This is a genomic window from Flavobacterium sp. Flavsp81 (assembly GCF_059491325.1).
In genome coordinates this window covers 4985119-5005545 of sequence record NZ_CP168505.1, presented here as the reverse complement: position 1 = coordinate 5005545, position 20427 = coordinate 4985119, and the positions used below count along the sequence as shown (strand labels likewise).

Annotated in this window: 23 protein-coding genes; 10 read left to right on the top strand and 13 right to left on the bottom strand. The window is 31.6% G+C overall.

Annotated features, from left to right (window positions below; translation table 11 throughout):
• Nucleotides 1-266 precede the first annotated feature (266 nt).
• The 3 genes from trmD (at nucleotide 267) to ACEN92_RS20715 (ending at nucleotide 3968) form a co-directional block, all read left to right on the top strand.
• Entirely contained in the window at nucleotides 267-941 is a 675-nt protein-coding gene (gene trmD / locus ACEN92_RS20725) for a tRNA (guanosine(37)-N1)-methyltransferase TrmD (RefSeq protein ID WP_412041934.1), read from the top strand.
• Nucleotides 942-1115: 174 nt separating this feature from the next.
• Complete coding sequence (gene rplS / locus ACEN92_RS20720) at nucleotides 1116-1466, top strand: 50S ribosomal protein L19 (RefSeq protein WP_294926668.1); 351 nt, start codon at nucleotides 1116-1118, stop codon at nucleotides 1464-1466.
• 279 nt (nucleotides 1467-1745) lie between these two features.
• Nucleotides 1746-3968, top strand: coding sequence for an NADP-dependent isocitrate dehydrogenase (locus ACEN92_RS20715; protein WP_495640219.1), 2223 nt, complete (start codon nucleotides 1746-1748; stop codon nucleotides 3966-3968).
• A 423-nt stretch (nucleotides 3969-4391) separates the two neighbouring features.
• Here the strand turns inward: ACEN92_RS20715 and ACEN92_RS20710 are convergent, their stop codons facing one another.
• Together ACEN92_RS20710 and ACEN92_RS20705 are read right to left on the bottom strand one after the other, a co-directional pair.
• On the bottom strand, nucleotides 4392-4625 hold the full coding sequence (locus ACEN92_RS20710; RefSeq protein ID WP_495640218.1) for a hypothetical protein: 234 nt from the start codon (nucleotides 4623-4625) through the stop codon (nucleotides 4392-4394).
• Between the two features lie 10 nt (nucleotides 4626-4635).
• On the bottom strand, nucleotides 4636-4869 hold the full coding sequence (locus ACEN92_RS20705; RefSeq protein ID WP_495640217.1) for a hypothetical protein: 234 nt from the start codon (nucleotides 4867-4869) through the stop codon (nucleotides 4636-4638).
• Between the two features lie 482 nt (nucleotides 4870-5351).
• Here ACEN92_RS20705 and ACEN92_RS20700 point away from each other — a divergent pair, with 482 nt between their 5' ends.
• Nucleotides 5352-6587, top strand: coding sequence for an IS1595 family transposase (locus tag ACEN92_RS20700; RefSeq protein WP_495640216.1), 1236 nt, complete (start codon nucleotides 5352-5354; stop codon nucleotides 6585-6587).
• Between the two features lie 83 nt (nucleotides 6588-6670).
• Here ACEN92_RS20700 and ACEN92_RS20695 read toward each other — a convergent pair whose 3' ends face one another.
• Nucleotides 6671-7207 carry a KilA-N domain-containing protein gene (locus tag ACEN92_RS20695; protein ID WP_495640215.1) on the bottom strand — a complete coding sequence of 179 codons (537 nt, stop codon included), beginning with the start codon at nucleotides 7205-7207 and terminating at the stop codon, nucleotides 6671-6673.
• A gap of 168 nt (nucleotides 7208-7375) precedes the next feature.
• Between ACEN92_RS20695 and ACEN92_RS20690 the strand changes: the two genes are divergently transcribed.
• A complete protein-coding gene (locus tag ACEN92_RS20690) occupies nucleotides 7376-7570 on the top strand; it encodes a hypothetical protein (RefSeq protein ID WP_495640214.1) in 195 nt (64 codons plus the stop codon).
• Between the two features lie 162 nt (nucleotides 7571-7732).
• Nucleotides 7733-7906, top strand: a complete 174-nt coding sequence (locus ACEN92_RS20685) for a hypothetical protein (RefSeq protein ID WP_495640213.1) — start codon at nucleotides 7733-7735, stop codon at nucleotides 7904-7906.
• 13 nt (nucleotides 7907-7919) lie between these two features.
• Here ACEN92_RS20685 and ACEN92_RS20680 read toward each other — a convergent pair whose 3' ends face one another.
• On the bottom strand, nucleotides 7920-8225 hold the full coding sequence (locus ACEN92_RS20680) for a hypothetical protein (RefSeq protein WP_495640212.1): 306 nt from the start codon (nucleotides 8223-8225) through the stop codon (nucleotides 7920-7922).
• 415 nt (nucleotides 8226-8640) lie between these two features.
• Between ACEN92_RS20680 and ACEN92_RS20675 the strand changes: the two genes are divergently transcribed.
• Entirely contained in the window at nucleotides 8641-9591 is a 951-nt protein-coding gene (locus ACEN92_RS20675; protein ID WP_495640211.1) for a hypothetical protein, read from the top strand.
• A gap of 48 nt (nucleotides 9592-9639) precedes the next feature.
• Here ACEN92_RS20675 and ACEN92_RS20670 read toward each other — a convergent pair whose 3' ends face one another.
• From ACEN92_RS20670 to ACEN92_RS20655, 4 genes are all read right to left on the bottom strand, one after another.
• Nucleotides 9640-10044, bottom strand: coding sequence for a hypothetical protein (locus tag ACEN92_RS20670; RefSeq protein WP_495640210.1), 405 nt, complete (start codon nucleotides 10042-10044; stop codon nucleotides 9640-9642).
• Between the two features lie 2 nt (nucleotides 10045-10046).
• Nucleotides 10047-10676, bottom strand: coding sequence for a hypothetical protein (locus tag ACEN92_RS20665; RefSeq protein ID WP_495640209.1), 630 nt, complete (start codon nucleotides 10674-10676; stop codon nucleotides 10047-10049).
• A 1-nt stretch (nucleotide 10677) separates the two neighbouring features.
• The gene (locus ACEN92_RS20660) at nucleotides 10678-11322 is read right to left on the bottom strand and encodes a hypothetical protein (RefSeq protein WP_495640208.1); all 645 of its coding nucleotides are present in this window, start codon (nucleotides 11320-11322) and stop codon (nucleotides 10678-10680) included.
• Nucleotides 11323-11635: 313 nt separating this feature from the next.
• On the bottom strand, nucleotides 11636-11776 hold the full coding sequence (locus ACEN92_RS20655; protein ID WP_495640207.1) for a hypothetical protein: 141 nt from the start codon (nucleotides 11774-11776) through the stop codon (nucleotides 11636-11638).
• Nucleotides 11777-11902: 126 nt separating this feature from the next.
• Between ACEN92_RS20655 and ACEN92_RS20650 the strand changes: the two genes are divergently transcribed.
• A complete protein-coding gene (locus ACEN92_RS20650; RefSeq protein ID WP_495640206.1) occupies nucleotides 11903-12103 on the top strand; it encodes a hypothetical protein in 201 nt (66 codons plus the stop codon).
• Nucleotides 12104-12112: 9 nt separating this feature from the next.
• The gene (locus ACEN92_RS20645) at nucleotides 12113-12523 is read left to right on the top strand and encodes a hypothetical protein (protein WP_495640205.1); all 411 of its coding nucleotides are present in this window, start codon (nucleotides 12113-12115) and stop codon (nucleotides 12521-12523) included.
• Between the two features lie 57 nt (nucleotides 12524-12580).
• Here ACEN92_RS20645 and ACEN92_RS20640 read toward each other — a convergent pair whose 3' ends face one another.
• From ACEN92_RS20640 to ACEN92_RS20625, 4 genes are all read right to left on the bottom strand, one after another.
• A complete protein-coding gene (locus ACEN92_RS20640) occupies nucleotides 12581-12829 on the bottom strand; it encodes a hypothetical protein (RefSeq protein ID WP_495640204.1) in 249 nt (82 codons plus the stop codon).
• A 45-nt stretch (nucleotides 12830-12874) separates the two neighbouring features.
• Nucleotides 12875-13507, bottom strand: coding sequence for a hypothetical protein (locus ACEN92_RS20635; protein ID WP_495640203.1), 633 nt, complete (start codon nucleotides 13505-13507; stop codon nucleotides 12875-12877).
• 55 nt (nucleotides 13508-13562) lie between these two features.
• Entirely contained in the window at nucleotides 13563-15098 is a 1536-nt protein-coding gene (locus ACEN92_RS20630) for a YifB family Mg chelatase-like AAA ATPase (protein WP_495640202.1), read from the bottom strand.
• Nucleotides 15099-15202: 104 nt separating this feature from the next.
• The gene (locus ACEN92_RS20625) at nucleotides 15203-16180 is read right to left on the bottom strand and encodes a Gfo/Idh/MocA family protein (RefSeq protein ID WP_495640201.1); all 978 of its coding nucleotides are present in this window, start codon (nucleotides 16178-16180) and stop codon (nucleotides 15203-15205) included.
• A gap of 596 nt (nucleotides 16181-16776) precedes the next feature.
• On the opposite strand from ACEN92_RS20625, the gene ACEN92_RS20620 reads away from it, so the two are divergent.
• Nucleotides 16777-18093: an ammonium transporter gene (locus tag ACEN92_RS20620; RefSeq protein ID WP_495640200.1), complete on the top strand. Its 1317-nt coding sequence runs from the start codon at nucleotides 16777-16779 to the stop codon at nucleotides 18091-18093.
• 251 nt (nucleotides 18094-18344) lie between these two features.
• On the opposite strand, the gene ACEN92_RS20615 is transcribed toward ACEN92_RS20620, so the two are convergent.
• Complete coding sequence (locus tag ACEN92_RS20615; protein ID WP_495640199.1) at nucleotides 18345-20360, bottom strand: protein-disulfide reductase DsbD family protein; 2016 nt, start codon at nucleotides 20358-20360, stop codon at nucleotides 18345-18347.
• Nucleotides 20361-20427 lie beyond the last annotated feature (67 nt).

Here is a 20427-nt window from a genome sequence, read left to right as displayed (position 1 = left end):
AAGATTACTATTTTAGAACGTTTTTGGTAATGATTAAACCTTTGTAAGAGTAATTAAAAATAAATATAAAATTTTACATAAATGCGTTTTAACATTATATAATTATTATTTACTTAATTGAAATACAATAAATTAAACCATTAAAAACATAGTATTGAGTTCTTAATCATCTACAATTAAAACCTTATTTTATTGATTCTTGTTTTTTAAACTTTCTCAAATATTAACTTTGTATCTTTGCACCCTAGACTATTGAAGAACAAAAAATGCGAATTGACATTATAACTATTTTGCCGGAATTATTAAGGAGTCCGTTTGAGGCTTCGATTATGAAACGTGCCATTGACAAAGGTTTGGTTGAAGTTCATTTTCATAATTTACGTGACTACACTACTAATAAACAGAAAAGTGTCGACGATTATCCCTTTGGTGGAGGCGCTGGAATGGTAATGACAGTACAGCCTATTGATGCCTGTATTACTCATTTGAAAAGCGAACGTGAATACGACGAAATCATTTATATGTCGCCTGACGGAGAAACGCTGAATCAAAAAATGGCTAACACCATGTCAATGTATGAAAACATTATTATTTTGTGTGGACATTATAAAGGTGTAGATCAACGCGTACGCGATCATTTTATTACCAAAGAAATTTCGATTGGCGATTATGTTTTATCCGGAGGTGAATTAGGTGCCTTAGTTTTGTCAGATGCGCTAATCCGATTGATTCCTGGTGTTTTAAGCGATGAAACTTCTGCATTGACAGATAGTTTTCAGGATAATTTACTTTCAGGACCTATATATACAAGACCCGCAGATTATAAAGGATGGAAAGTTCCTGAAGTTTTAACCAGCGGACATTTTGCTAAAATTGACAAATGGCGTGAAGATATGGCTTACGAACATACTAAAAACAGACGCCCGGATCTTCTGGAATAAAGTTCAAATTTTTAAAATCCCAAATCCCAACGGATCAACTAGTTACTAAATTGGAATTTGGAATTTATTTTATTGGAATTTATATTTTTTTAATTACATTTGCACCCGAATTAGACTAACCTCTGGCGAGATCCGTGAATGTTGCTCTATATAAAAACCATAATTAAAATTATCATGGCAGATTTAATGAAATTCGTTCAAACCGAATTAGTTGAGAAAAAAGATTTCCCTGTTTTTGGAGCTGGAGATACTATCACAGTTTTCTACGAAATTAAAGAGGGTGAAAAAACAAGAACTCAGTTTTTTAAAGGAGTTGTTATTCAAAGAAGAGGTTCTGGTAACACAGAAACTTTTACTATTCGTAAAATGTCTGGAGCTGTTGGTGTAGAGCGTATCTTCCCGGTAAACTTGCCAGCTTTGCAAAAAATTGAAATCAACAAGAAAGGTGCTGTTCGTAGAGCGAGAATTTTCTACTTCAGAGAACTTACTGGTAAAAAAGCTAAGATTAAAGATAAAAGAAGATAGTCATTTATCTCTTTGTTATAAAAAACTCGTTTCAGGTAATTTGAAACGAGTTTTTTTTTTGAGGCAATTTCCAAAATACTAAAACTGTAATTCCCGGCCTCCAAAATCATCGATTTGATAATTAATAAGCTTCAAAATCACAATCTAATAATTTCATGATTTCTCTTGAAAACTAAACCGTTTTCGGACTGTTTTTATTATATTTGCTCCGCTCATTTTGAGCCAACTATACCTTGAAATTGCTGACTTCCAGCGATACGATTATAAAAAAAAAAAAAAATGACACAGAATTCAAAAATTTTTTACACCTTAACTGATGAGGCGCCATTGTTAGCGACTTACTCTTTTTTACCTATTGTTCAGGCATTTACTGCTACGGCCGGTATTGCTATTGAAACAAGAGACATTTCGTTAGCAGGTAGAATTTTATCTAATTTTCCTGAATTTTTAACAGATGCTCAGAAAACCGGAGATGCTTTGGCTGAACTGGGTCAATTGGCTACACAACCTGAAGCTAACATCATTAAATTACCAAACGTATCTGCGTCAGTACCGCAATTAAAAGCTGCTATTGCTGAATTACAATCACACGGTTACAAAATACCTGATTTTCCTGAAGAGCCTCAGAATGATGCTGAAAAAGAAATCAAATCAAAATATGCTAAAGTTTTAGGTTCTGCAGTAAATCCTGTTTTACGTGAAGGGAATTCTGACCGTAGAGCTCCAAGAGCAGTAAAAAACTTTGCAAAAGCAAATCCACACTCAATGGGTGCATGGTCAGCCGATTCAAAAACTAAAGTAGCTTCTATGCCAAACGGTGATTTCTACGGAAGTGAAAAGTCACTGACTGTAGCAGAAGCTAATGATGTAAAAATCGAATTTGTGGCGAAAGACGGAACTACTACTGTTTTAAAAGCAAGTACTCCATTAAAAGCAGGTGAAATCATTGACAGTTCTGTTTTAAGTGTAAAAACTTTAAAATCTTTTGCTGCCGAAGCTATTGCTGAAGCTAAAAAAGAAGGCGTTTTACTTTCTGTGCATTTAAAAGCGACTATGATGAAAGTTTCAGATCCAATTATCTTTGGAGCTATCGTTGAAGTTTATTTTGCTGATGTTTTCAAAAAATATGAAGCTTTATTCAATGAAATAAATATTGATACCAGAAATGGTTTAGGCGATATCTATGCAAAAATTGCAGGAAGACCTGAACAGGCTGAAGTAGAAGCCGCAATCAATCAGGCGATTGAAAACGGACCAGCTTTGGCAATGGTAAACTCTGATAAAGGAATTACAAACTTACATGTTCCTTCTGATGTTATTGTTGATGCTTCTATGCCGGCAATGATCCGTACTTCCGGACAGATGTATAATAAAGAAGGGAAACAGCAAGATACTATCGCTGTTATTCCAGACCGTTCTTATGCCGGACTTTATACTGCCACTATAGATTTCTGTAAAAAACATGGTGCTTTTGATCCCAGAACAATGGGAAGTGTTCCTAATGTAGGTTTGATGGCCCAAAAAGCGGAAGAATACGGGTCTCATGATAAAACTTTCCAATTGCAAGCTGACGGTGTTGTTCGTGTAGTTGACAATAAAGGAACCGTTTTAATGGAACAAAATGTTGAAACCAACGACATTTTCAGAATGTGTCAGGCGAAAGATGCTCCTATTCAGGACTGGGTTAAATTAGCTGTAAACAGAGCTCGTTTATCTGCAACTCCTGCTGTTTTCTGGTTAGATGAAAACAGAGCACATGACAGAGAATTGATTGTAAAAGTTCAAAAATATTTAAAGGATTACGATACTACAAACTTAGACATCCGTATCTTAAACCCTATTGCTGCTACTGAATTTACTTTAGACAGAATCATCAAAGGTTTAGATACTATCTCTGTAACAGGAAACGTATTGCGTGATTACCTAACTGACTTATTCCCAATTTTAGAACTAGGAACATCAGCTAAAATGTTATCTATCGTTCCGTTAATGAATGGCGGTGGATTGTTCGAAACCGGTGCCGGAGGTTCTGCTCCTAAACACGTTGAGCAATTTACTCAGGAAGGTTATTTACGTTGGGATTCATTAGGGGAATTTTTAGCTCTTGGTGCTTCATTAGAGCATTTAGGACAAACTTTAAATAACTCTAAAGCAATTGTTTTAGCCGAAACACTTGACGAAGCTAATGACAAATTCTTAGCAAACGATAAATCACCGGCTCGTAAAGTTGGTCAGATTGACAACCGTGGTTCTCACTTTTATTTAGCATTTTATTGGGCTCAGGCTTTGGCTGCCCAAAACAAAGATGCCGAATTGAAAGCTATCTTTACTCCAATTGCTGCTGAATTTGAAGCAAATGAAGCTAAAATAGACGCTGAATTAATTGCTGCACAGGGTAAACCTCAAAATATTGGTGGTTATTATCAACCAAATCCTGAATTAACCAGTAAAGCAATGCGTCCTAGTGAAACATTCAATGCTATTATTGCTAAAATAGCATAATATTAAGAAATAGTAAAACCTATTTATATTTAAAAAGACAACTGGAAACGGTTGTCTTTTTTTTGTGCTGGTTGCAAAAGAAAATGAAATTTCAAACAAAATTAAACTATTAAAAGAAGTAGTTTTTTTGTTATTAATAAAAAACAACTACTCTTTAAAGATATTATCAAGTTCCATAATGTGAATTTTTTCTGTCGACTTCTTTGTTTTTTTATCCGTAGAAATTATCTCAACAAATATATATTTATCATTGAAGTAAAGTATTCTCCTTTTAGTTTTGGGATATGTTTTATCTAAGACTGAATATATATTTTCAACATTATCAAGCTTATCATTTAATAAAAATTTATGATAATGATATACCCAGTATACCAATTAAAATCCACTACTTAATTGAAGTGGATTTTTAATATTTATAAGGATTCAAAATCGTCCATTTAATCTTTCAATAACTTTTTCAACATTTTCTATATTCTTTGCATTTGGTAATTCAATATATGAATTTACAGCATTCATAATATTCGCAATTTCACCAGATGTTTTTGGACGCGCTAAAAATAAAGTTTTTCCCATTATAAAGACTTTTATATTAACCAAGTCTGTTTTATCAGTTGTTATTATCAGTTTTTGCAATAAAGCTATTAATTTGTTTTTCATAGTCTCAATTTTATACAAGATAGGTAGGAACATCTATCCATCCAATCACTCGATCAGTAATTATCTCTTTAAAGATATCATCGTCAAACCCATCACATTTATGCCAATGACCAGTATTAGCATCATAATATGCGACATATTTAAAAGTGAAATTTCCACCAACATGAGGGGTTTGTCTTTCGATAGAAACTAAATAAGTTCTTGAAATGTCAGGTCTATAGCGAGGGTAATCTATCCAAATCATATATGGTTTTTAGTTTGAATAAAGATACGAAGATGTTCGTAAAAACAATTAAAAAAGCATGCCTTGGAAGGCATGCTTTTTTATCATTTTCTAACTTTTCAAAAATGAAATTGATTTCAAAGACAATGTTGTTGAATTCTCAAATATTAATAATAAAAAATACTTTGAGTATACTAAATTTCATTTCAGCTGTGTGTCAGCAAATCAAAAATCATCTACAAACCTTTTTCAATCTGATTAAGTTAAATTGGAAAATTATCCTTAGTACGATTTCTCAAGCAATCCTTCCTGAAATTCTTGAGTATTTAATAAGGCTCATTTTCTAAATGATGTTTTCAAAACCACCTGTTCGAGCAGGTGGTTTTTATTTTATAAATTAAACAATATCAGTAATTTACTTCGACAGCTTTTCAAACTTTTTAACTTTTAAATTTTCAATCTTCCAATGTTGTTGTATTCGCCATAATTCTAAATCAAAAATTATGACCTCTACCAAATACGACTTCAATTCTTGCTACGACTCGTACAGTTTCTCACAATTTGACTACGACGAAGTAAGTCTTGAATGTGAACCGATTGCATTTCAAGAAACATGTGACGATATTCTAAGATTCGTACTTAAATGTGACATAAAAGAAACGCCTAAGCCAGCACTTGTTGTGTTTCCAGACCCGATAAAACTGTTAACAAGTCGTCTAAATAAAGTAAGAAAAACATTACCAGTTACGCCAAAAAGTATTATTTTTAATAAAACAAAAATGGCAAAACACCCTAATATAGAGATAGATACAGTACAGATTTTTAAATCCGCCTACGACATGGGCAAAATTTTAAACTCTGAAAAATTATGTCGTGAACATCTTGAACAATTACGTTGGAATGGAGAACCAATATGTCCACATTGTGGAAGTCAACGCGAAAATCATTATCGAATTCTAACAAGAGGGGAAGATAGAGGACGATATAAATGCAAAGACTGTCGATTACCTTTTAGTGTAACTATTGGTACAATATTTGAAAAATCTCAAATCCCATTGCAGAAATGGTTCAGGGCGGTTTTTCTATTTACATCGAATAAAAAAGGTATGAGTAGTCATCAATTAGTGAGAGATATAGGAGTTACTCAAAAAACAGCTTGGTTTATGTTAAGTCGACTCCGCAATTCAATAAGTAATAGAGTGGACTTCGAATTTGATGGTATTACACAGGTTGACGAAACTTATGTAGGAGGTAAAAATAAAAACCGTAGCAAAGGAAAAAAGATTCAGAATACACAAGGGAGAAGCCTTAAAACGAAAACTCCTGTTTTTGGAATGCTTAATGAAGGGCTTGTTTACACTCAGGTTGTAAAGAATACAAGTGGGAAAACATTAAAACGTATCATTGATTCAAAAGTGAAAAAGGGTTCAACCATAGTAAGTGATGGTTGGCGAGCTTATCGTGGATTGGAAAAACAATATAAGCATGAAGTTATTAAACACAACTTAGGACTATTTAAAAAAGGATCTTATCATACAAATGGTATTGAAGGATTCTGGGGCTTATTAAAAAGAGGTATCATTGGGATGTATCACTTTACAAGCGAAAAACATTTACATCTCTATTGTGATGAATTTGCTTATCGTTATAATGTACGTAAATTGAGGGATGGGGAGCAATTTAATCTTACCTTGATTAATTCTGATGAGAGATTGAGTTATAAGCAGTTAATAGCGTAAATTTATTAAAATGTAACAGAATCCAATTATTGAATTCTGCTACATTTTTATTGTTGTAAAGTAAAATCTATTTTTAACTGATATTATTTACTAAAAAGTGTTCTATTGCTTACTTGTCTTGAATTCCTTCTTAATGCATTACCCTTATCATATTTGAATCTTTCTAATAATCTGTGGCTTTCTATAATTTGTATAGCAAGTTCATTTTGTTGATAGACAGCATCTCTACAAAGTTTCTCAAAATGAATTTTTTGTTGCTGCTCAGCCGTTAAAGCTTTAAGATGAGCATTGTAATGTTCGAATTTTACATCTTCAATAATTTTATGGGGCCAGATTTCAAATCCAGAATCTAACCAAGAAGCCAGCTTTAACGCTAAAATTGAATCCATTAAAATTGCTGACTGATCTTTAGTATTTAATATGTTTTCTTTGTTAATTTTAGAATTTTCACTCTTGCTATAAATATCAACATATTCTTTGGTTGATTTTAAATTTATGAAGTCACTAACATTTTTACCAAAAATCTCTGACATTTCTGTCGCATTTATTTGGATGTTATTGTTCTTATCGACTAAGAACTCAATACTAGACTCTTGATAAATTACTTCTACTGTTTTCATATAATGTCTTTTCTGTAAAAATATTACAAATTAACATCTTATAAAACACGAGATATTAACAAACAGGATACACTTATTAACCGTAAAAATTATCAAAATGTATAAGTATTATAAAATTATTTATTTGCGATGTAGAAAAGGTTGTATTTTTATGAAAATTAAAAAAATATGGCTACAAGATTAGTATTTAGTGATGAGAATAATAATGAAATGCAGTGTTATCTAAACAGTGAAGGACTTGTGTTTATAACGGTTGGACAAGCAGAGGAACAACTCCAAAAAAGTTACATAACATTGGACAAAAGTGATGTTAGTGAACTAATTAAGGTTCTAACAGGAATTGAAAATAATATGGAAGATTAAAATTAATTTTTATTATAAAAAAGTTTAGCTAAAATAAGCTAGACTTTTTTGTCTGATTATACTTATAAAAAAATAACACTTATATACTTGAGTGTACCAACTATGCACATCCATAAAATATAGATTTTGTTTTTAAATGATATATAATACAAAAATATACTTATGAAACCACTATCACAACACATACAAGAAACACTTAATAATGAGTCTTTAAAAGGAGCTTTTGAAGAGAAGCTTGTTGATGAAGAATTGGATGCTTTAACTCGAGTAGCTCCTGCAACTAAGGTTGAAAAGAAGAACACGAAGTCTTTAGTGGATATGTCAATTGGAAGATAACAATGAGTCTTATCTAATGAAAATTCAATTTCTTTAATAAATTATCTATTGGCATTGATTCAATATATTCTACTAAATTATTCATTTTAAGCAATTCTTCGCGTGAATTGAAAGTCATATCTGAAAAACCAAATTTAATTTGATTGTCAACATATTCAATTTTAACCAACATAGTCGCTTTTTCATGAGTGATTTTATGTTTAACGCTATTTGGCTCTACAGAATTTGCAATTAGGGAAATACTAAAATCACTTTTATTTTCAAATTTCCCAACATGATCGTTGACAGCATTTTTAATTAAATTGTATACTTGATTCATAAATTTCCTTTTAAAGTAAGGAATAAAGTTACTTAAAAAATTATACAGACGAAGTTTGAACATAATATAAAGATTTGAATTATATAATATAACATCTTTCATAATTAAAATCAGAGATATTCTGTTCATAAACCATCAAAACATTCTGCACATTCATTATTCCACGTCATCCTTTTTATTTATTTTTGTATTGTAAAAATATTCGTGCTTAATTACGTTATTGCTAAATCCGAATTACCACTCTGAGGTCCAACGGCTTCTCGATTTAACAAGCAAATAATGTATATGAGGTACGCCGTCATGGCGTGGCTTGTATCATTGCTTGTTTAAGGGTGTGGTAATCCTGGATTTAGTGTGGTGCAATGTCCACGCCTATTTTTTGCAATAAACATTTATAAATCCTAATTACCACACAATGAAAAAGCACTATCAAAAGTACTGCATGCATTTGGCATACGCTATTATTTCCACTTCCACGTTTTTATTTACTACAAAGACATTTTCTCAGGAAATCTTTACCATCACTCCAGAAGTAACAAAACAGATTGTAGAAAAATATGGGACAGATTACCCAGATGTATTTCCTGTTCTATACAAAGAGGTAGAATACAAAATAAATGATACTTCAAAAACAATTTCAAAAAGAAAAACTTTTATGCTTATGGGAATGTCGATTGACTCTGATAGCCTTAAAGGTAATTTTGTTAAACTAAAGGGCAATTATCGAGCTGCACTTGTCAATATCGACAAACAATTTATTACAGATGAGTTATTTAGTGATACAACAGATATAGCTTATAATACTCGAAAGATGACAAGAAAGTATCCATTAATTCAGAAAGTCGGTACAGAACAATATTACTATATTATGACAGAGGATTTCATTAGTTCTTTAACTAAGGACCAAAGTACTGGCGAACTCTTAGAAATGGTGCATAAGTTAGGTTATATAGAATATAAATCAAATGATCGATATGATGAAAACTTGTATATTAAATCTAAAGCATGTGAAATCAAACTAGACGATTGGACTTACAATGGACTTAAAAAGAATCCATCATATATTACAACATTAGATAATGATCAAACGAAATTGGATGCTTTGATTAAACAAACTATTCCACATTCAAAAACGTTGGATAAATATTTAGGGCTATATAGAGTTCAGAGAAATAAGATGTCAACAGCAAATATTACTGCTTGGAAAAATGCTACGACGCAAGCACAAAAACTTAATAACCAAATTTCTAAAATGGATGAAAAGTATGCAGGCAATTATTCATTTATGCCTTTGAATAAGCTATCAAATGTTCGTCAGGAATTTTCAGATAACTTGGGAGCTTCAAAAGGAGTTTTAGGGATGTAATAGACAAGAACTCCCGCTTAATGGGCGGGATTTTTTTATTAATGTAAATTATTCAGGACATTGAATTTCCCATTCGCATAAGTCTCTGAGTAATATTCGCATTCTGTCTTTTGACGGGTTTTTAGGCGGTAGCCCTTTTATCACAGAATGTGCGCGATTATCAACGCCATTCAATAATTCACATAGAGGATTATGTTCAACAACAAGAGAAAGAGAAGGTTCTCTCAATTTAGATACCAAAAACTTAACTAATCCATTTGAAGTAGCATCTTTAACTGCTGTTTCTGGAGTGGTATGTTTATTCCAATCTGTAGATAGTTCATCATTACCTTTTGGCTTAAATGCACCAGGTACTATTTTTTTATCACTATTTAAATTATGATTTATATAATTTTTATGTATTCGATAATACAATAAATGATCATCTAAAATTGGTTCAATTTCATATGGCATATTTAAGCTCTTTGTGGTGCTGGGATAAGCATAAAATTAACATTTTCGATATTGAAATTGCCTTCAATATATTGTGATACATCTTTCACATTATCACAATAAAATGATGCTTTATCACCCATTTCTCCAATATTTATGATCAAACGAAAATCTTTTTCTTCCCAAAAAAGATCTATACTTTTATCTGAGCTATGTAAAATCTGAGGAATATACATGTGTGAATGTCTAGTATGATATATCCAACTAGCAAAATTTATTAAAAAGTCGATTGCAACCTTTAAAGTTTTATGCTCATATTTTTCAGCACCATCATCATCCCAATTATCTTCCAAATCTAAAATATATTTGGATTTTAAAATAGTATCAGACAGATAATTTAATTCATTTGGCAATGAAACTATAATCTCATTAGAGATTTTTATTTCAGATGAAACATTTGTTACAGGTAACTCTATCATAGACCACTGATCTAAATGATTAATTACCATTCGACTTTCATTAATGTTTGATAAATGTCCCCTTGTGTGTAATGAAGACAAATATCGACAAGGTATAGAAGAAACTTTTTGTTTTTCTAGTATCGTAGATGGCTCTGTCCACCGTGTAGGTTTATCTATTATATCTGGGTACATCTTATTTAAAATCAATTATTTTATAATCGCTATTATCTTTGATTAGATTTAGTTCTTTTTCTGCAGTTGAAATTACTTCTTTAAGTTTCTGCAAATCTTCAGTGTCAAGAGCCATAAAAATTTCTTCAATTTCATCATTTTGACGAAATTCAATTTTTAATTTATGAATACATAATGACCCTTCATTCTTATCATTAACAAATATTGGTCGTATTTCATGGAAAACTTTTGAGCCATAAAATACTTTCTGATTATTACCATATAATGTTAGAGCTTGAAGAGTTATTAATAAATTGTCATTTGTGTTATTTATTAATTCTTTAAATATATCAATTATTAAATTGGGTTCTATATCTAAATTATCTTCTTGTAGTAAAGATTCATATAGTCTTTCAAAATATGCCTCCTTAGTCAAATCAGAAGTCATTTGATTATGATGAAAATTCATAATTAATGATAGAAGACCAGTTGCGTGATCCCTAGAAAACCCTGTCTTTTCAATTAGAGTTTTTACAAAAGTGTTAGGCATTGCGCCTTTTTCAAATTCTCTTAAAGCTTCTAATGCATTTTGTTTTATTTTTGAATCTAATTCATTATAAAACTTTATCTGCTGTAAATCCTTGGAAGGAACTTTTATATAATCCATATTAGCTATAAAATAAATTTTAATATTTTCTAAATCTATATAATTTTCACTAAGATAAAAAATCTAACAATCTTCTAAATTATATAATTGACTAATTGCGTATATTAAAACTTTAAACAATTAGTTTATACTATCTATAAACTAATATACGTCAAATATATCATTAAATTTAAAGATTTATAATATTTTATGATTATTAAAAAAACTTTAACTATACCCACTAAATAATTTACTAGCATATTAACTTCTAAATTTATAAAGAACTTGTTAATCAACTATACATGTATGTTAGAATTAGAAAAAGAAACCGCCCTTATTCGGACGGTTTTTCTTTTTCTACAGTGTCATCTTCATTAACAACTTCTTCCGAGTTGTCATTTAGATTCTCTATAACTGCTTGTTCGTCTTCTTTAGTAGCAAAACTTTCTTGAATGTGGTCTGAAAGATTTTTCATGGTATATCATTATCTAATTTATAGTTTATATATAATTAAACAATATTTGACGTAGTGGGTCTGAAATCATTATTGTATTAAATGGTAATAGTAATTCGTTATATTTGATAAACTTAAAACGAAACTATGAAAGGATTTATCAAAATAACAGATGTTAACGATCAAGAGAATTATTTAAACATAAGTTATATACTTAAATTTAAATTGTTAAATGAAGATTATGATGGCAATACAATAATATATCTGGCGGGAGGGCAAAATGTTGTTACAATCCAAACTTCTGCTACACCTGAAGAAGTTGTAGACATGATAGGTTTAGCTAGTTAATAATATTCTATGGAAATCTTTATAGGAATAGCTGGTTTACTTATAGCTTGGCTAACATATAATAAAACTTTCAATTCTAAACCTGATGTTACAGAGGAAAGAAATAACTTGTTAGGTGTTTTTATAGCTACTCAAAAATTGCACTTAGAAGTTCAATCATTACTTCAAAAGTATATCGATGAAAATAACGGTGCTAATCATGAAATCTATCCTAACATAACATTTCAGCAAACTTTAAATATGTACAAACAAGAGTTTGAAAAAGGCTTATCTGATAAAGTATATCAGGATTTGAAAAATAACCAAATTTACACTAAAAGTAATATTGCAACTTTTCAAAATATGATTGACACGCAACATAATGCATTATTACAGTTTAAAAATCAATTACTATTTTTAACCCCTTCTACAAACAACTAGAAATTTGAAATGTGATGTAAAGGGAATTTTCAATATGGTATACTGGGTATATCATTATCAAAACATTTTATCAAAATAAAGACAAAAAACAGGAACTATAAACGGAATCAAGAATAATATAAGAATTAGCAAGCCATCAGGAACGATTTGTGATATAGAAAAAAATCTAAGAAATGGTATTGAGATATTTAACAATTCAAGTGCTTGCCATAATCCACCAATAAATGCGGGAACAATAATTATAACACTTAATTTATTTTGTATGTAATCAATTATATCTGTTGCAGTAATACCTGTTTGAATCATTATTGTTCGGTTTTAAATCTAATGCAGAATTGAACTATCAAAATATTATTCACCTAAAAGTTTCCGAAACTTAACTTCAATTTCTTTTTTTAAGGGATGAATTATTTCAGGTATTTTCTTATATACAAAAGCAGAAGCTAGCATATCTTTTCCTTCTAATGTTTGACCCATCGATTTCATAACTAGTCTTTTGTCATATAAATTAAAAATTTCGCTAGATTCCTTAAAGTAACTTATTAATGAACTTTCAATATCTTCATCAAAATAAATTGAATTGAATTTAAAGTATTGCCAAAATTTATGATGAGCCTCCCTATATTGTTGACTTGCTAACTTTTCATCTTCATCGAAGTCATTACCTTTTGGCGTGAATTTAACTGGTGCAATATAATACTCCAACAAGCTTAAATTTTCATTTAGATACTGAAATGTTTTTTGCAAAACTTCAAGCCTTATTTCGTGCAGCTTAGTAAATTTAAAATTCTCCCTAGATTTTAAATGATTAAGTTCCGTTTGAAATTGTGAGATTTCTTTTGAATTGATCTTTTTTACTTCTTCCAATTTAATATCAAAAGAGTTCTTGATTTTATTTTTGATTCGCTCAGTTATGTAAAGAGTAAACAAAGAAGAAATTCCAAGAAACCCAGCTATTTGTAAAATGATTTTGACAACTTCCATAAATAATTACTTTTTACTTTATTATATACAAATGTTTAATTTTCAATGATGTAAATTACCCCAACCATCCATCACGATCTAAACTTCTATACTGAATAGCCTCAGCAATATGAGAGGAAATTATATGCGGCGCAGCATCTAAATCCGCTATAGTTCTCGCAACTTTCAAAATTCTGTCATAAGCTCTTGCTGAAAGATTTAAACGTTCCATTGCCGTTTTCAATAAATCTTTAGATTGTTGATCCAAAACACAAAATTCCCGAATTAATTTACTGCTCATTTGTGCGTTGTAATGAATATTGGCCATTTCTTCAAACCGGACAGACTGAAGTTCTCTGGCGGCCGTAACCCTTTCTCTGATAAAAACACTGCTTTCTGCTTTATTATCATCAGATAGTTTCTCGAAAGGAACTGGTGTAACCTCTATATGAATATCAATCCGATCCAGTAAAGGACCTGAAATCTTACTCAAATAACGCTGCATTTCATGGGGAGAAGAGGTACTTGGTGAACTTGGATCGTTAAAAAAACCACTCGGACTTGGGTTCATACTTGCTACCAGCATAAAAGAGGAAGGATAGGTTATTGTAAATTTAGCCCTTGAAATAGTAACTTCGCGATCCTCCAGTGGTTGTCTCATCACTTCTAAAACGTCTCTTTTGAATTCCGGTAATTCATCCAAAAACAAAATACCATTATGTGCCATCGAGATTTCGCCGGGCTGCGGATAACTTCCACCACCAACAAGGGCAACATTAGAAATAGTATGATGCGGGCTGCGGAATGGCCGCTGACTCATTAATCCAACTTCTTTTAATTTACCGGCAACACTATGAATTTTTGTAGTTTCTAATGCTTCACGCAAAGTCATTGGCGGTAAAATACTTGGTAATCGTTTGGCAAGCATTGTTTTTCCTGCACCGGGCGGACCAATCAGGATTATGTTATGTCCTCCGGCAGCAGCGATTTCCATACATCGCTTTATACTTTCCTGTCCGCGGACATCAGAAAAATCAAATTCCGGAAAATCTAAAGTTTTATAAAATTCAGCCCTGGTATCAATCGTTGTTGGCTCAAGAGTTCCTTTTCCTTCAAAGAAATCAATAACTTCCTGCACATTTTCGATCCCGTAAACATCTAATCCGGCAACTATTGCAGCTTCCTTTACATTTTGCTTCGGAAGAAAAAATCCTTTATAACCTTCCTCTTTAGCTTTAATAGCAATTGGCAAAGCTCCGCGTATGGGCTGCAGACCTCCATCTAAAGAAAGTTCTCCCATAATGATATATCGGTCAATTTCAGCAGCTTTTATCTGCTCTGACGCCACTAAGATTCCAACGGCTAACGTCAAATCATAAGCAGAACCCTCTTTGCGTAAATCGGCCGGAGCCATATTAATCGTTATTTTTTTGCCCGGCAGTGCATAACCATTATTTTTAAGAGCTGCTGCAATCCGGTAACTGCTCTCTTTTATGGCATTATCCGGTAATCCTACCAAATGATAACCAATTCCTTTATCTATATTCACTTCAACCGTAATGGTAGTGGCTTCAACTCCAAAAACAGCGCTTCCAAAAACTTTAACCAGCATATTTTAATATCTTTAATTGTAAAAATTATTGCAATCTAATTAAAATAAATGGATATTTTTAATAAATAAAGTATTACAATTTAAAATAAAGTTTTTGAAAAGATTTAAGAAAACTCCAATCCAATCTGTGACTTAACTTCTTCAACTATTTTACTTAAATCCAGACTATTCTGATGGGACCAGAATTCGCTTTCAATTTGGTTATTCCTAATACAATTATGACATTCTATGGCTTCATGCGCATACCCTTTTCCGATATTAGGCAAATTGAAATTGGTTTCTTTTTCCTCTTTAAAAATCGAATACCCTTCAGACATAAACCAGGGTGATTGTATCTCTACCCTTCCTTTAGTGCCGCCAATAATCGCTTTCATATCAGAAATTGAAACAAAACCGGCATGCAAAACTGCCTGAGCAGATTGGTATTGCAAAATCATACTGGTCTGCAAATCAACCCCCGTTGAATGATAGATGGATTTTGCAATAATATCCGTAGGGATCCCCAGCATGATATAGGACAGGAACAGCGGATAAACTCCAATATCAAAAAGAGCACCTCCTCCTAATTTTTTGTCTGTCAATCGGTTTCCTTCTAATTCATTTACATAAAAAGCAAAATCAGCTTTGAGATATTTAATATCTCCTATCTCATCATTTTTTACTTTTGATAATACTTCCCGAATGGATGGAATAAATCGTGTCCAAAAAGCTTCCATAAAAAATTTATTGTATTTTTTGGAAGCTTCAATCATTTGCACAGCATCACCATATGATAAGGCAATAGGCTTTTCGCACAATACATGCTTGTTGTTTTGCATTGCCCTGATTGTCAATTCAGCATGAGAGTCATGAGGCGTGGCGATATAAACAATATCAATTTCATCATCTGCAAAAAGTTCCTCATAAGAGCCATAAGACTTTTTACAATTATATTTTTCAGCAAATTCATTTGCTTTATCATGATTTCTGGAAGCTACTCCGCTTAATTCGGCATCGTCTATCAATCTTAAATCAGAGGCAAACTGATGGGCAATATTTCCTAAACCAACGATACCCCATTTTATTTTATTTATATTTTTCATATGATTTTTTTGTAAGGACACTAATTTAAACAACTTGTAAAAGTAATTTTAAAATTAACTAAAAGATTCTAAGCAATGAAGAAAATTAGACTTTGTATTTCATATATCCATATTTTTATAATAAAATAATGTACTTTTATATTAAAATCTTTACCATTTTTTAAATGCTTTTAATCGTACCACTAAAAAAATTAACAGCAGTTTTTATTCAAAAAGACAAGCAGCCTTAAAAGCATTAGAAAAAATTGAATGAAAAATACAGGAGGATATAATAATTATCTTTAATTTCAAAAATACTTTTGCTACAAATATTTAGCATTTTTTTATTATAATCTAAAAAAATTTAGAAAAATGATTACAATAAAGCGGTAATTTCTCTCAAAATGAAAATTATAATTATCTTTTTTATTAGTAAATTATCTTTTCTTAAATTTTACATTAACGAATTACAAATTTTAAGTCCATTTTAACAAACAGGTGTAAAACAAAGGGGGGTTAAAATGAAAAATTAACAAAAATTAAACATTGACCACTATTTTTGATAGGGGTATCAAATGATTTTATATTTTTATCAAAATTTTTAAAACTAAATAACTATGCGAAAAATTATTTTAAGTGTGATTCTTATCACTATTTTGGTACTGACCTTTGTATCAAACTTCATCTTATCAGACAATCCAATACCAGCAGAAGCTGTAAAGTTTGATACAGGAGATACAGCTTGGATGATCGTAGCAACTGCATTTGTATTGTTAATGACACCAGGTTTAGGTTTCTTTTATGGAGGTATGGTTGGTAAGAAAAATGTAATCAGTACAATGCTGCAAAGTTTTATGGCAATGGTAATTGTTACTATTTTATGGGTTGTTGTTGCTTTTGGATTAGCTTTTGGTCCTACAATTGGAGGAATCATTGGAGATCCAACTTCTAATTTGTTTTTTCAGGGCGTAGGGACTAATACTGCATGGAGTCTTGCTCCAACTATTCCTTTTATGTTATTCGCATTATTTCAGGCAAAATTCGCTATCATTACACCAGCTTTAATTACAGGTGCTTTTGCAGAACGCGTACGTTTCTGGGCATACTTATTATTCATGGTTTTATTTATATTACTTATATATGCACCATTATGCCATATGACATGGCATCCTGACGGGATCTTCTTTAAAATGGGAGTATTAGACTTTGCTGGTGGAACTGTAGTACACATGAGTGCTGGTTGGGCTGCATTAGCAGGAGCTATTTTCTTAGGAAAAAGAAAAGTTCAAAAAGTAAATCCTGCAAGAATTACTTATGTATTATTAGGAACAGGTTTATTATGGTTTGGATGGTTTGGTTTTAATGCAGGATCTGCTTTAGGATCTAATGGTTTAGCTGTTCAGGCTTTAGGAACTACAACTGTTGCTGCTGCTGCTGCTGCCATGGCATGGGTTTTCCTTGATAAAATTTTAGGTCACAAATTATCTGCTCTTGGAGCTTGTATTGGGGCTGTAGTTGGTCTTGTTGCAATTACTCCTGCTGCTGGTTTTGTAAGTATTCCTCATGCAATTTTCATTGGAGCTTTTGCTGCAATAGTAAGTAACTTTGTAGTAAGCAAATTCCCTAAAGGAAAAATTGATGATGCTCTTGATGTTTTTGCATGTCACGGTGTTGGTGGTATGGTCGGTATGTTGTTAACCGGAGTTTTTGCTTCTAAAGCAATAAATCCAGTTGTTGGTGACAATCAGGGATTAATTTTCGGAACTCCAACTTTGTTCATTAATCAATTGATAGCATTAATAGCTGTGTCAATATTTGCTTTTGTTGCTTCATATATTTTATTCTTTATCGTTAATAAAATCACTCCGTTAAGAGTTACTGAAGAAAAAGAAGAATTAGGATTAGATATTTCTCAACACGGAGAATTCTTATAAGAGTTAAATTTCATTTCTCTTAATAAAAAAGCACTCTAAAATCTTGTTTTAGAGTGCTTTTTATTTGAATTAATTTTAACCTTTATTCTCTGTTAAGCTTTATTTTATTATTTAATAGATAATCAACTTGCTTTTTTATAATCCTTTTTTGCTCTATACTATGACATGATATTGCGGCTATAGGGCTATAATTTCAACCCGTATATTTCGTCCGGAATAAATCATCAAACCAGGAAATTAATACCAACCAACTATTTGAAATTTGAAATTCCGGCTTTTAACCAGCTTAAATATTCTTCAGCTCCCACATAACTGATTGTAGGTTTGGAATCGTGTAAATTTTTACCTTCTAAATCAGTTAGAACATACAAAGGCTGTGTATTGGTCTTATATTTGGAGATCATAAAATCTGTCCATTTATCACCTATAGTTTCAATTTTATCTCCTGAAGCTGTCACAAATTGTTTATCCACAGGTAATAGACGTTTATCATCAACATACAAAGAAATTATAACCACATCATTTTTTAAGATGGGTAAAATCTTTTCGTCGGACCAAACATTATTTTCCATTTTACGGCAATTGACACATGCATACCCGGTAAAATCTAACATGATCGGCTTATTTATTGATTTTGCATAAGCCAGACCATCTTCGTAATCATGAAAAACTATAATTCCATGAGGCCCTAACTCCGCACCCTTTGGTAATTCTTTTTCAGAAATGCCATTATTAGCAGATCCACCTACTCCAAGCGGGCTTTCACTATATTGTGGTGGTGGTGGAAAGGCACTTATTAATTTTAACGGCGCTCCCCAAAGTCCTGGAATCAAATATATTGTAAATGCTAAAACAGTTAATCCTAAATATAATCTTCCAACTGAAATATGATGCAGCGGACTATCATGTGGAAGCGTAATTTTCCCAAATAAATATAGTGCCAGTGCCCCAAAAATTGCAATCCAGATCACTAAGAAAATTTCTCTTTCCAATAAATGTAATTGTAAAACCAAATCTGCATTTGATAAAAATTTGAAAGCCAAAGCTAATTCCAAGAACCCTAATACAACTTTTACAGTATTCAGCCATCCGCCGGATTTTGGTAATGAATTTAGCCAACCCGGAAACATTGCAAAAAGCATAAAGGGCAAAGCTAATGCTAATGAAAACCCAAACATTCCTATTATTGGTCCTAAAAAACCATTTGTTGCAGCTTCAAACAAAAGTGATCCAACGATTGGGCCAGTACATGAAAACGAGACAATTGCAAGTGCCAGGGCCATGAATAAGATTCCTATAATTCCACCTTTATCTGCCTGCTGATCTACTTTATTTGCCCAGGAATTAGGGAGCATAATTTCAAATGCACCCAAAAATGATGATGCAAAAACTACCAATAATATAAAAAACAATATATTAAAATAAACATTTGTCGCTAATGAATTCAATGCATCTGCACCAAAAATCCATGAGACGGAAAAACCAAGAATCACATATATCAGAATGATCGAAACTCCATAAATAATTGCATTTCTAATTCCTGCTGCCTTAGTTTTACTTTGTTTTGTAAAGAAACTTACCGTCATTGGAATCATTGGAAATACACATGGCGTTAACAACGCTGCGAAACCTGATAAAAATGCAATGAAAAATATAGACCATAGGCTTCTTGAAGGTGCTGGTGTAGGGATATCCTGTTTTTGTGATGTTTTAGTAACCTCGGTTTTTGCTGTTTCAATTGAAGGAACAACTTTTTCTATTGTATCAACAGCTAAACCAACTCTCTTTGTTTCATCTTCCTTTACTTCAGAAACAGTGGCAACGGCTTTCATATTAAATGATGCCGGAATTACTATTGAGAATTTTTTATTTGAATTGATACAAACTTCTTTACAAACCTGAAAATCAAAATCAACATCAATTGTTTTTAAATTTGGATTTGTAATCGTAATTTCCTGTTCAATATGTGCTTTGCCTTCAAAGAAAGTTTCATTGACACCAAAAACATCATTAAAAGCGGTTTTGGTTTTCCCTTCTTTGGCTTTTCCAACCAAATTGTAATTTCCTTTTTGGTTTTTAAACACAATTTCTAACGGCAGCGGTCCTCCCTCTGGCGTAAATTGCGAATACATATGCCAGTCTTTTTCTATTATTCCATCAAAGATCAAAACAGCATTGCTTCCTGATTTCTTTTCAATTTTAGCGGTCCATTTTACAGGTTCTAAAATCTGAGCGTTTCCTTTTGCAAAAGTAAAAAGGAAAAACATCAAAAACAGGAAAGTTTTATTTCGTAAAAAATTTGATATTGCAACTTGATAAGAGGAGTTTGACTTC

Coding starts and splice junctions, on each gene's coding strand:
- rplS (WP_294926668.1), top strand. CDS start 1,116: ATGGCAGATTTAATGAAATTCGTTCAAACCGAATTAGTTGAGAAAAAA.
- ACEN92_RS20645 (WP_495640205.1), top strand. CDS start 12,113: ATGGAAATCTTTATAGGAATAGCTGGTTTACTTATAGCTTGGCTAACA.
- ACEN92_RS20640 (WP_495640204.1), bottom strand. CDS start 12,829: ATGATTCAAACAGGTATTACTGCAACAGATATAATTGATTACATACAA.
- ACEN92_RS20685 (WP_495640213.1), top strand. CDS start 7,733: ATGAAACCACTATCACAACACATACAAGAAACACTTAATAATGAGTCT.
- ACEN92_RS20635 (WP_495640203.1), bottom strand. CDS start 13,507: ATGGAAGTTGTCAAAATCATTTTACAAATAGCTGGGTTTCTTGGAATT.
- ACEN92_RS20695 (WP_495640215.1), bottom strand. CDS start 7,207: ATGAAAACAGTAGAAGTAATTTATCAAGAGTCTAGTATTGAGTTCTTA.
- ACEN92_RS20630 (WP_495640202.1), bottom strand. CDS start 15,098: ATGCTGGTTAAAGTTTTTGGAAGCGCTGTTTTTGGAGTTGAAGCCACT.
- ACEN92_RS20690 (WP_495640214.1), top strand. CDS start 7,376: ATGGCTACAAGATTAGTATTTAGTGATGAGAATAATAATGAAATGCAG.
- ACEN92_RS20620 (WP_495640200.1), top strand. CDS start 16,777: ATGCGAAAAATTATTTTAAGTGTGATTCTTATCACTATTTTGGTACTG.
- ACEN92_RS20660 (WP_495640208.1), bottom strand. CDS start 11,322: ATGGATTATATAAAAGTTCCTTCCAAGGATTTACAGCAGATAAAGTTT.
- trmD (WP_412041934.1), top strand. CDS start 267: ATGCGAATTGACATTATAACTATTTTGCCGGAATTATTAAGGAGTCCG.
- ACEN92_RS20680 (WP_495640212.1), bottom strand. CDS start 8,225: ATGAATCAAGTATACAATTTAATTAAAAATGCTGTCAACGATCATGTT.
- ACEN92_RS20675 (WP_495640211.1), top strand. CDS start 8,641: ATGAAAAAGCACTATCAAAAGTACTGCATGCATTTGGCATACGCTATT.
- ACEN92_RS20650 (WP_495640206.1), top strand. CDS start 11,903: ATGAAAGGATTTATCAAAATAACAGATGTTAACGATCAAGAGAATTAT.
- ACEN92_RS20665 (WP_495640209.1), bottom strand. CDS start 10,676: ATGTACCCAGATATAATAGATAAACCTACACGGTGGACAGAGCCATCT.
- ACEN92_RS20625 (WP_495640201.1), bottom strand. CDS start 16,180: ATGAAAAATATAAATAAAATAAAATGGGGTATCGTTGGTTTAGGAAAT.
- ACEN92_RS20655 (WP_495640207.1), bottom strand. CDS start 11,776: ATGAAAAATCTTTCAGACCACATTCAAGAAAGTTTTGCTACTAAAGAA.
- ACEN92_RS20710 (WP_495640218.1), bottom strand. CDS start 4,625: ATGAAAAACAAATTAATAGCTTTATTGCAAAAACTGATAATAACAACT.
- ACEN92_RS20670 (WP_495640210.1), bottom strand. CDS start 10,044: ATGCCATATGAAATTGAACCAATTTTAGATGATCATTTATTGTATTAT.
- ACEN92_RS20700 (WP_495640216.1), top strand. CDS start 5,352: ATGACCTCTACCAAATACGACTTCAATTCTTGCTACGACTCGTACAGT.
- ACEN92_RS20705 (WP_495640217.1), bottom strand. CDS start 4,869: ATGATTTGGATAGATTACCCTCGCTATAGACCTGACATTTCAAGAACT.
- ACEN92_RS20715 (WP_495640219.1), top strand. CDS start 1,746: ATGACACAGAATTCAAAAATTTTTTACACCTTAACTGATGAGGCGCCA.
- ACEN92_RS20615 (WP_495640199.1), bottom strand. CDS start 20,360: ATGTTTTTCCTTTTTACTTTTGCAAAAGGAAACGCTCAGATTTTAGAA.